4 protein-coding genes are annotated in these 4,427 nt (G+C 73.0%); 1 reads left to right on the top strand and 3 read right to left on the bottom strand.

What is annotated here, in order from left to right; all coding sequences use genetic code 11:
- Positions 1-169: 169 nt before the first annotated feature.
- From ACIWVC_RS19045 to ACIWVC_RS19035, 3 genes are all read right to left on the bottom strand, one after another.
- Positions 170-1,402 carry an acetyl-CoA hydrolase/transferase family protein gene (locus ACIWVC_RS19045; RefSeq protein WP_396448646.1) on the bottom strand — a complete coding sequence of 411 codons (1,233 nt, stop codon included), beginning with the start codon at positions 1,400-1,402 and terminating at the stop codon, positions 170-172.
- On the bottom strand, positions 1,402-2,013 hold the full coding sequence (locus ACIWVC_RS19040) for a CBS domain-containing protein (protein ID WP_396448645.1): 612 nt from the start codon (positions 2,011-2,013) through the stop codon (positions 1,402-1,404). The genes ACIWVC_RS19045 and ACIWVC_RS19040 overlap by 1 nt, the downstream gene beginning before the upstream one ends.
- A gap of 148 nt (positions 2,014-2,161) precedes the next feature.
- The gene (locus ACIWVC_RS19035; protein WP_396448644.1) at positions 2,162-3,556 is read right to left on the bottom strand and encodes a GntP family permease; all 1,395 of its coding nucleotides are present in this window, start codon (positions 3,554-3,556) and stop codon (positions 2,162-2,164) included.
- A 136-nt stretch (positions 3,557-3,692) separates the two neighbouring features.
- On the opposite strand from ACIWVC_RS19035, the gene ACIWVC_RS19030 reads away from it, so the two are divergent.
- Positions 3,693-4,427, top strand: a 735-nt coding sequence (locus tag ACIWVC_RS19030) for a FadR/GntR family transcriptional regulator (RefSeq protein ID WP_396454391.1), incomplete at its 3' end; no start/stop codon positions are given.

Genomic DNA, 4,427 nt, shown 5'->3' with positions numbered 1-4,427 from the left:
CGCGGCGGCCGTCCCGGCTGCGAAGGCCGCGAAGAACGGCAAGAAGGACGCCGGGAAGAACGGCAAGGCCGGCAAGGACGCGAAGGGCCCGAAGAACGGGAAGAAGAAGGCGGGGAAGGCGAAGGCGCGGGCCAAGGCCGCCGGGTAGGCCGGCGCCGGCGCGGCGCCGTCAGCGCAGCGGGAAGCCCAGCTCGCGCCCCTGCTCGCGCAGCTCGTCGCGGGCCGACGGGTGCGCCACCAGGTCCACGATCTGCTGGGCCTGCGACACCGAGTCGCGGCCCCAGATGGCGGCGGTGCCCTGCTCGCTGACGATGAAGCTGTGCTGGAACGAGGTGACCGGCCCGGACAGCCGCGGGATGACCGTGGACACGTCCGCCTTCGGATGCCACGACGGCAGCGCGATGACCGCCCGGCCGCCGGGGGAGTGCAGCGCGCCCACCACGAAGTCGGTCTGCCCGCCGAACCCCGAGTAGATCACCCCGCGCACCCGGCTGGCGTTGGCCTGCGCGTACAGGTCGACCTGCAGCGCGGAGTTCACCGACACGAGCCGGGGCCGCCGCGCGATCAGGCTCGGGTCGTTGGTCTTCTCGGTGCGCAGCATCCGGACGCGCTCGTTGCGGTCCGCCCAGTCGTAGAGCTCCTCGCCGCCGAACGCGAACGAGGCGGTGATCGGCGTGTCGGGATCGAGCGCCCCCGCCTTCTCCAGCGCGAGCACCCCGTCGCTGAACATCTCCGACCAGATGCCGAGGCCGCGGCGGTCGAGCAGCGAGGCGAGCACCGCGTCCGGGACGGCGCCGATGCCGAGCTGCAGCGTCCCCCGCTCGGGGACGAGCCCCGCCACCCTGGCCCCGATCTCGCGGGCGACGTCTCCGGGCGGACGCGGCACGGGGCTCGCGAGCGGCTCGTCCGACTCGATCGCGTAGTCGATCTCGTCCACCGCCATCACGGCGTCCCCGAAGGTGTACGGCATCCGCGGGTTGAGCTGGGCGATCACCAGCCCGCCGCGGGCGCGCACCGCCTCGACGGCCGCGGGCAGGATGTTGACCTCGATGCCGAGCGACACCGTCCCGTTGCGCGGCGTGGACGTCTGGAGGACGACGACGTCGGGCGGCAGCGACTCCTTCAGCAGGTTCGGGACGAGCGACAGCCGCGACGGGAAGTACCGCAGGTTCGGCAGGCCGCGCATGCCCGCCCCGACGAACGGCGTCTCCAGCTCGACGCCGTCGCGGTCCGGGATCCCGTCCTGCGCGTTCAGCATGAACAGCCGGTACTCGGGGGCCGCCCCGTCCAGGACGGCGAGGGCGCGGCGGGGGGTGGCGAAGTTGCCGCCGGCGACGACCCGCGGCCGCCCCGGCAGGCCCGCGAGGATGCTGGCGAGGTGCGATTCGGAGATGACGCGCATCAGTCCCGCCCTCCGGCTTCCCGGATGGAGACCCGGGTGACGCCGGGCACGGTGCGGGCGAGGATGTCGGCGATCCGCCGGGCCGGCTCGTCCGCGCCGCCGCGCAGCTCGACGGCGCCGTCGCGCACCGACACCTCCCAGCGCCGCCCGTCCGGCGCGTACTCCTCGATCGCGGCGAGCACGTCGTCGTGGATGCGGGCGTCGCTCCGGGCGAGGATCGCGATGAGGTCGCGGCGGCTGACGATGCCGACGATGTCGTCGCCGTCCAGCACGGGGACGCTCTTGATCCGGGTCCGCATCATCGTGTCGGCGAGGGTCGCCGCGTCGGTGTTGGGCCGCGCGGTCTCCACGTCGCGGGTCATGACCTCCTCGACCAGGCGCGGTGCGGGGCTCGCCGTCGTCGCGACCGGCCGGGCGAAGGCCCGCGGGTCCCGCTCGAACACGCCGCGCAGGAGGTCCATCTCGCTGACGATTCCGGCGAGCCGGCCCGCGTCGTCCACGACCGGCAGCGCGGTGATCTCGTGCTCGTGCAGGACGCGGATCGCCTGGCGGACCGTGGCCGTCCGCGGGATCGTGACGACGGGCGAGGTCATCGCCTCCCGGACCAGCATGGCCTGTCTCCTTCCGGCGGAGGACGCCGTTGACCTACCCGTGCGGGCCTTCCCGACCCCTGCCCCTCCATGATCGCCCAGCGGACGGCGGAGGCCCAGGGCCGAACGTCCCGGCCCCGGGCCCCTCCGCGGTGCCGCGGTCCGCCGGCTAGACGACGAGGTTCAGCAGCAGGACGAAGACCAGGCCGCACACGGAGATGACGGTCTCCATCAGGGACCACGTCTTCACGGTCTGCCCGACGCCGAGGCCGAAGTACTCCTTCACCAGCCAGAAGCCCGCGTCGTTGACGTGCGAGAAGAACAGCGACCCGGCGCCGATCGCCAGCACGAGCAGCGAGGTCTCGCCGGTGTCGAGCGCGCCGGTGAGCGGGGCGAGGATGCCGGCGGCGGTGACGGTGGCGACGGTCGCCGAGCCGGTGGCCAGCCGGATCAGGACGGCGACCAGCCAGGCGAGGAACAGCACCGAGAACCCGCTGTCCTTGACCCAGTCGGCGACCATCTCGCCGATCCCGGTCGCGATCAGCGTCTGCTTGAAGCCGCCGCCGGCCGCCACGATCAGCAGGATCCCGGCGATGGGCGGCAGCGACTCGGCCAGCGTGGCGGAGACCGACCGCCGGTTCATGCCCGCGCCGAGGCCGAGCGTGAACATCCCGACGACCACGGCGATGAGCAGCGCGATCAGCGGGGTGCCGAGGTTGTCGAGGACCGTGCGGACGCCGCCGCCCTCGTCCAGCGCGATGTCGGCGATGGCCTTGCCCAGCATCAGCACCACGGGCAGGAGGACGGTGGCGAGGGTGACCGGGAAGGACGGGCGGCGCCGCGGGCTCCCGTCCTCCGCGGGCTTCCCGTCCTCCTCCTCGGAGTCGTCGAGGTAGAGGCGGGGCGGCATGACGTCCACCCACCGGGCCGCGTAGCGGGCGAACACCGGACCGGACAGCGCGACCGTCGGGATCGCGACCAGCACGCCGAAGCCGAGCGTGAGACCGAGGTCGGCCTTGAGCGCGTCGATGGCGACGAGCGGCCCCGGGTGCGGCGGGACGAGCCCGTGCATGGCCGACAGCCCGGCCAGCGCCGGGATGCCGACCGCGATGAGCGACAGGCCCGAGCGGCGCGCCACCAGGAAGATGACCGGCATCAGCAGGACGAGCCCGATCTCGAAGAACATCGGCAGCCCGATCAGCGCGCCGACGAGGGCCATCGCCCACGGGAGGAACGCGCGCCGGGAGCGCCCGACGATGGTGTCGACGATCTGGTCGGCGCCGCCGGAGTCGGCCAGCAGCTTGCCGAACATGGCGCCGAGCGCGATGAGCGCGCCGACGCCGGCCGCGGTGTCGCCGAAGCCCTTGCCGAACGCGTCGACGGTGTCGGACATGGGCAGCCCGGCGATGGCGCCGACCAGCAGCGCGCCGAGCGTGAGGCTCAGGAAGGGGTGGACCTTGAAGTAGGTGATGAGTACGACGATCAGCGCGATTCCGGCGAGCGCCGCCGGCACGAGCCGCCCGCTCGAGGCCGCCGGCGCCGCTGCCAGCAGGATCGGGTGCATGCGTCATCCTCCGGGAGCGTGGCGAAGATGATGGACTGCCCGAGTGTGACCGTAATGACATGCTCATTACAAGAGATAGAGCTGAAAAATCAGATCTTTATGCAGGAGTCACCAGGCTTCGTGTGATGATTGGGTCATGGTGGACAACGCGCAGACGGGGCTGCACGGCAGCGTCCTCGACCGGCTCGGCACGATGATCACGTCCGGTGCGCTGGGCGCCGGCGAGGTGCTGCGGATCGAGCAGCTGGAGGCCCGGTTCGGGGTCTCCCGGTCGGTGGTCCGGGAGGCGATCCGCGTCCTGGAGTCGATGGGCATGGTGACCAGCCGCCGCCGCGTCGGCATCACGGTCGCCGAGCGGGCGCGGTGGAACCTGTTCGACCCGCAGATCATCGGCTGGCGGCTGGACGGCCCCGGCCGCGACGAGCAGCTGCGCTCGCTCGGCGAGCTGCGCCGCGGGCTGGAGCCGGTCGCCGCCGCGCTCGCCGCCCGCCGCGCCACGCCCGCGCAGTGCGGCACGCTGACCGGCGCCGTCATGGACATGGCCGTCCACGGCCGGTCCGGGGACCTGGAGGCGTACCTCGTCGCCGACATCCGGTTCCACCGGACGCTGCTGGAGGCGTCCGGCAACGAGATGATGGCCGCGCTCAGCGGCGTGGTCGCCGCCGTCCTCGCCGGCCGCACCCACCACCACCTGATGCCCGCGCATCCCGAGCCGGTCGCCATCCGCTGGCACATGGAGGTGGCGCAGGCCGTCCAGTCGGGGGACGCGGACGCCGCCGAGCGCGCCATGCGCGACATCGTCGACGAGGCCACCCGGGCGATGCTGGGCGCCGGCGACGAGACCAAGAACGACGAGCCCCGGAACGACGAG

The sequence above is a fragment of the Actinomadura sp. genome (genome assembly GCF_044508335.1).
Taxonomy (GTDB): domain Bacteria; phylum Actinomycetota; class Actinomycetes; order Streptosporangiales; family Streptosporangiaceae; genus Spirillospora.
Note: the sequence above shows the minus strand (reverse complement) of the source record. Positions and strands in the feature narration are given on the sequence as shown.